General features: G+C 53.8%; 5 protein-coding genes and 1 pseudogene. 3 read left to right on the forward strand and 3 right to left on the reverse strand.

Features of this window, described 5'->3' with window-relative positions; translation table 11 throughout:
* The first annotated feature begins 356 nt into the window (after window positions 1–356).
* Together metR and F7Q90_RS24675 are read left to right on the forward strand one after the other, a co-directional pair.
* Complete coding sequence (gene metR / locus F7Q90_RS24670; RefSeq protein WP_006121468.1) at window positions 357–1,274, forward strand: HTH-type transcriptional regulator MetR; 918 nt, start codon at window positions 357–359, stop codon at window positions 1,272–1,274.
* A gap of 84 nt (window positions 1,275–1,358) precedes the next feature.
* Entirely contained in the window at window positions 1,359–1,838 is a 480-nt protein-coding gene (locus tag F7Q90_RS24675; RefSeq protein WP_006121467.1) for a YehS family protein, read from the forward strand.
* A 188-nt stretch (window positions 1,839–2,026) separates the two neighbouring features.
* Here the strand turns inward: F7Q90_RS24675 and F7Q90_RS24680 are convergent, their stop codons facing one another.
* Entirely contained in the window at window positions 2,027–2,890 is an 864-nt protein-coding gene (locus tag F7Q90_RS24680) for a carboxylate/amino acid/amine transporter (protein ID WP_006121466.1), read from the reverse strand.
* A 357-nt stretch (window positions 2,891–3,247) separates the two neighbouring features.
* Here F7Q90_RS24680 and glpT point away from each other — a divergent pair, with 357 nt between their 5' ends.
* Entirely contained in the window at window positions 3,248–4,585 is a 1,338-nt protein-coding gene (glpT, locus tag F7Q90_RS24685) for a glycerol-3-phosphate transporter (protein WP_006121465.1), read from the forward strand.
* A gap of 41 nt (window positions 4,586–4,626) precedes the next feature.
* Here the strand turns inward: glpT and F7Q90_RS24690 are convergent.
* Together F7Q90_RS24690 and F7Q90_RS24695 are read right to left on the reverse strand one after the other, a co-directional pair.
* Window positions 4,627–4,806, reverse strand: a pseudogene (locus F7Q90_RS24690) (HAD hydrolase family protein); the annotation flags it as partial.
* Between the two features lie 30 nt (window positions 4,807–4,836).
* A partial coding sequence (locus F7Q90_RS24695; protein WP_151160719.1) for a transposase domain-containing protein occupies window positions 4,837–4,933 on the reverse strand: 97 nt, incomplete at its 5' end.

The raw sequence follows: 4,933 nt of genomic DNA on the forward strand, positions 1-4,933 counted from the left end.
AATGGAGGCGAAGCGCCTCAAGGAGCCATGTCCGGTGTTTCACGCGATAGTGTCCATTAAAAAATGATGGACACTATTTTCCCGGAACCGGAGCCCGCTGCACAGACGGTTTAAATGTGACGCTTACGTCCGTTCCGTTTGGATAAGCAAATACTAATTTTTCAGCTCGCGCCGCACACCTGTACGTGAAAAGCCGGGAGTAGGGTTATGGATTGGTATTTGCTATTCTCCAGAAATGCCTGGGTCAGTCTGATCGCCAGTCACGTTTAGCCGTCCAGATGTTTACACCGCTATATTCTGCGGGTACTGTATGTCTCTCAAGCGCAAATTATTCAGTTTCGATGTGAAGGACCCTCATGATCGAATTCAAACATCTCCGGACGCTTCAGGCTCTGCGGAATACCGGCTCGCTGGCCGCCGCGGCCGCCCAGCTTCACCAGACGCAGTCGGCGTTGTCACATCAGTTCAGCGATCTGGAACAGCGGCTGGGATTCCGCCTGTTTGTACGCAAAAGCCAGCCATTGCGCTTCACGCCGCAGGGCGAAATTCTGTTGCAGCTGGCGGAACAGATTCTGCCGCAAATTCAGCAGGCGCTTCAGGCCTGCCATGAGCCGCAACAGACTACGCTTCGTGTTGCCATTGAATGTCATAGCTGCATTCAGTGGCTTACGCCGGCACTGGATAAGTTTCGTCAGAGCTGGCCACAGGTGGTGATGGATTTTAAATCAGGTGTGACCTTCGATCCGCAACCTGCACTGCAACAGGGTGAGCTGGATATCGTTTTAACGTCCGATATTCTGCCGCGCTCGGGCCTGTTCTATTCACCGATGTTCGATTTCGAAGTGCGCCTGGTGCTGGCACCCGATCATCCTCTGGCTCAGGTCGAACATATATCCCCTGACGCACTGGCCGACGAAGTGTTGATGATTTACCCGGTGCAGCGTCAGCGGCTGGATATCTGGCGTCATTTCCTTCAGCCCGCAGGCATCAGTCCTGCACTGAAGAATGTGGATAACACGCTGTTGATGATTCAGATGGTGTCGGCGCGCATGGGCATTGCCGCGCTGCCACACTGGGTAGTGGAGAGCTTTGAAAAACAGGGGTTAGTGATCACGAAAACACTGGGAGAGGGATTATGGAGTCGGCTTTATGCCGCCGTGCGTGACGGCGAGCAGCGTCAGCCTGTGCTGGAAGCCTTTATCCATTTTGCCCGTCAGCATGCCTGTGAACATTTGCCTTTTGTCAGGAATGCCGCGCATCCTGCAGCCGTTTAGCCGCATGAGCGACAAAGCTGCGCGGCGGCGGGCAAAATCCCCTATAATGCGCAGCCTGTTGACTGACCTTGAGACGATCTCACCATGACTAACAACGATATTTTGCGCAGCGTGCGCTATATGCTCGATCTGAACGATGCCAAAATGGTGGCGATTTTTGCCTTAGCGGAGTGCGAGGTTCCTCAGGCCGATATCACCAGTTGGCTGAAAAAAGATGAGGATGCGGCATTTCGCCCCTGCCCCGATGTCCTGATGGGCTATTTCCTGAATGGCTTAATCTTTCATCGCCGTGGGAAAAGTGAGGATGCCCCTGCGCCTTCCATCGAGCGTAAGATGAATAACAACATTTTCATGAAAAAGCTGCGTATTGCATTTGACCTGAAAACGACCGACATCCCTGATATCCTGAAAAAAGCCAACTTCACCGTGTCTCAGGCAGAGATTGGCGCGATCTTCCGTAAACCGGATCACAAAAACTATCGTGAATGCGGTGACCAGATTCTGCGCAATTTCCTCAAGGGGCTGACGATGATTCATCGCCCTGCGCCAGGTAAGCCCGCTTAAACCAGCCTCCGACTTACGCTCGTCCTGCCGGAGAAAGCGCACCGGGATAACAATGCGGTCCGCTCTGCCGGGCGAGCAGACGTCGTCTTGCTCGCCTTCTGCCGACGCGCGCCCCGTCCGCCATGGGATCGCAACAGACTGAGCGGCCTGCTACTTTTGGCGCCGGTGCGCGGCGATGCCTTGTTTCTTCACTGTTGATTGTTCTTACCGACCACCCAGCGCTTATGGACCCACAAGGACGCTACTATCACGAGCGCACCGGCAATAAAGCTTGGCCAGTGTGGCTTTTGCTGCCATATCGCCAGGTTGACCAGCAAGCCTGCCGGCACATGCATGTTGTTCATGATGCCCAACGTGCCAGCATCGACCTGCGTAGCACCGTAGTTCCACATAAAGTAACCCAGTCCGGACGCCACCACGCCCAGCCAGACCAGAATGCCCCACTGCAGTGAGGTGGTTGGGAGTTTATGCGGGTTGCCCCAGACGGCCCAGGCCACCACCGCAATCAGCACCGCGCCCAGATAGAACCACGAAAAGGCCGTGTGCTGCGGCACAGGACGGGTTTCCTGCAAACGTTTGTAGCCCACCATACCTGCTGCAAAGCAAATATTGGCTAACTGTACCAGCAACAGGCCGAACCAGAAGTTATCGCTGACTTTGTCATAACGAATGATTGCCGCGCCCGCCACAGCCAGCAACGCACTGAAAATGTACCCTGCGCGCAGAGGCCGTCGACTGATCACGTCGTAGATCAACGTGACGTACAGCGGCGTCATCACGGTAAACAGCAGGAATTCAGACACGCTCAGATAGAGATAGGCTTCGAAACTCAGTAAATACATGATGCCCAGTTGCAGCATACCTACCAGCATATACAGCAGGAGCGTAGAGGGGCGATAGCCGCGCCAGCGCAGGAAAGGCAAAAATACCACGGCCGCCAGCGCCAGGCGCATCAGCACCGAAAACCAGCTGTCAACCTGACCGGCAAGGTACTCGCCGATCAGGCTGAATGAAAAAGCCCACAGAATGGTAGTAACAATCAATAAAAGCACGGTAACAACCCCGAAATAAACAGAGCGACAGTGTAAACAATGTCCGCACAGCAGGGAGATTTATCTGGTTGACATCTGTACATTAACCAGGCAGTTACGCATTAATCTGCCGGTCAGGCTTTTTACCTTCTTATCGGGCATATCCTGTCAGCAGAAAAATGTGCGAATCAGCGCATCGGCCTGAGATTTTCGCGCCAGACTGTCATAAATATGTAACATATTTGTCATTCATCACAGTAAAGCCACGTATCTCTGTCTATTCTCTGCGCGAAATGGCGCATCCCGATCGCCGTTTTCTTGAGTTTTGCCCAACCTGCCGGGAATCAAAATCATAATGCGCCCTGGAGGGCCACCGCTATGTTGAGTATTTTTAAACCTGCACCACACCAGCCCCGGGTCGAAGACCATCGTATCGATCCACGCTACCGTCGCCTGCGCTGGCAAATCTTTATCGGAATTTTCGTTGGCTATGCGGCCTACTATCTGGTTCGAAAGAATTTCGCCCTGGCGATGCCCTACCTGGTTGAACAAGGCTTCTCACGCGGCGATCTGGGTTTTGCGCTTTCAGGCATCTCCATCGCCTATGGCTTTTCCAAATTTATTATGGGTTCGGTGTCAGACCGGTCGAATCCACGGGTCTTCTTACCTGCCGGCTTAACGCTGGCGGCTGCCGTAATGCTGATTATGGGGTTTGTGCCCTGGGCAACCTCCAGCATTATGGTGATGTTCGTACTGCTGTTCATCTGTGGCTGGTTTCAGGGAATGGGCTGGCCGCCCTGCGGACGCACTATGGTCCACTGGTGGTCACAAAAGGAGCGAGGCGGCATCGTTTCTGTGTGGAACTGTGCGCATAACGTCGGCGGCGGGATTCCGCCCCTGCTGTTTCTGCTGGGGATGGCGTGGTTCAACGACTGGAAAGCCGCGCTATATATGCCCGCCTTCGGGGCGATCGCCATTGCGATTCTGGCCTTTGCCCTGATGCGCGATACGCCGCAATCTTGTGGATTACCGCCGATTGAGGCCTATAAAAACGACTATCCGGTGGATTACAACGAAAGTCATGAGGAAGAGTTCACTGCCAGACAAATCTTTATGAAGTATGTCCTGCCCAACAAACTGCTGTGGTATATCGCTCTGGCAAATGTGTTTGTCTACCTGCTGCGTTACGGCATCCTCGACTGGTCACCGACCTACCTGAAAGAAGTAAAGCATTTCACGCTTGATAAGTCCTCCTGGACCTACTTCTTTTATGAGTATGCGGGCATTCCCGGTACGCTGTTGTGCGGCTGGATGTCAGACAAGGTCTTTCGCGGCAACCGTGGTGCGACAGGGGTGTTTTTTATGACGCTGGTTACCGCTGCTACCGTCATCTACTGGCTAAATCCGCCGGGCAATCCCGGTGTGGACATGGCCTGCATGATCGCGATTGGCTTTCTGATTTATGGACCGGTAATGCTCATTGGTCTGCATGCGCTGGAGCTGGCACCCAAAAAAGCGGCTGGCACGGCTGCCGGGTTTACGGGGCTGTTCGGTTATCTGGGTGGCTCAGTCGCGGCCAGCGCCATTGTGGGTTATACCGTCGATTACTTCGGCTGGGATGGCGGATTCATCGTGATGATTGCCGGCGCCGTTATGGCGGTAGTGCTGCTGTTAACCATGATCAGTGAGCACCGGCATAAGCAAAAAAGGGCATAACGGCTTTGCCAGAAGGCCGGCTTACCGGCCTTCTTTTAGGATTACGACAGATAGAGTGTTCTCAGCGTCTCCGGGACGGCATCCTGGGCATTACTGCCAATCACTTCCAGTTCAGGTAAGGTGTCTTTCAGACGCTGATGGGCGTTAGCCATAATGCAGCCTTTGCCTGCCATACTCAGCATTTCGACATCATTCATACCATCACCAAACGCAATACAGTCGTAAGCGTCGCATTCAGACCGTATTGACGTTCAGGCAGAGGGAAGCTCGACCTTCCATGGCAGCAGATCGCGGACCCGGTTCACCGGCCAGTCCTGTATATGACCGATGACGTAACGCAACCACGTC

The organism is Pantoea stewartii subsp. stewartii (assembly GCF_008801695.1).
GTDB classification, from domain to species: Bacteria; Pseudomonadota; Gammaproteobacteria; order Enterobacterales; family Enterobacteriaceae; genus Pantoea; species Pantoea stewartii.

Coding starts and splice junctions, on each gene's coding strand:
- metR (WP_006121468.1), top strand. CDS start 357: ATGATCGAATTCAAACATCTCCGGACGCTTCAGGCTCTGCGGAATACC.
- F7Q90_RS24675 (WP_006121467.1), top strand. CDS start 1,359: ATGACTAACAACGATATTTTGCGCAGCGTGCGCTATATGCTCGATCTG.
- glpT (WP_006121465.1), top strand. CDS start 3,248: ATGTTGAGTATTTTTAAACCTGCACCACACCAGCCCCGGGTCGAAGAC.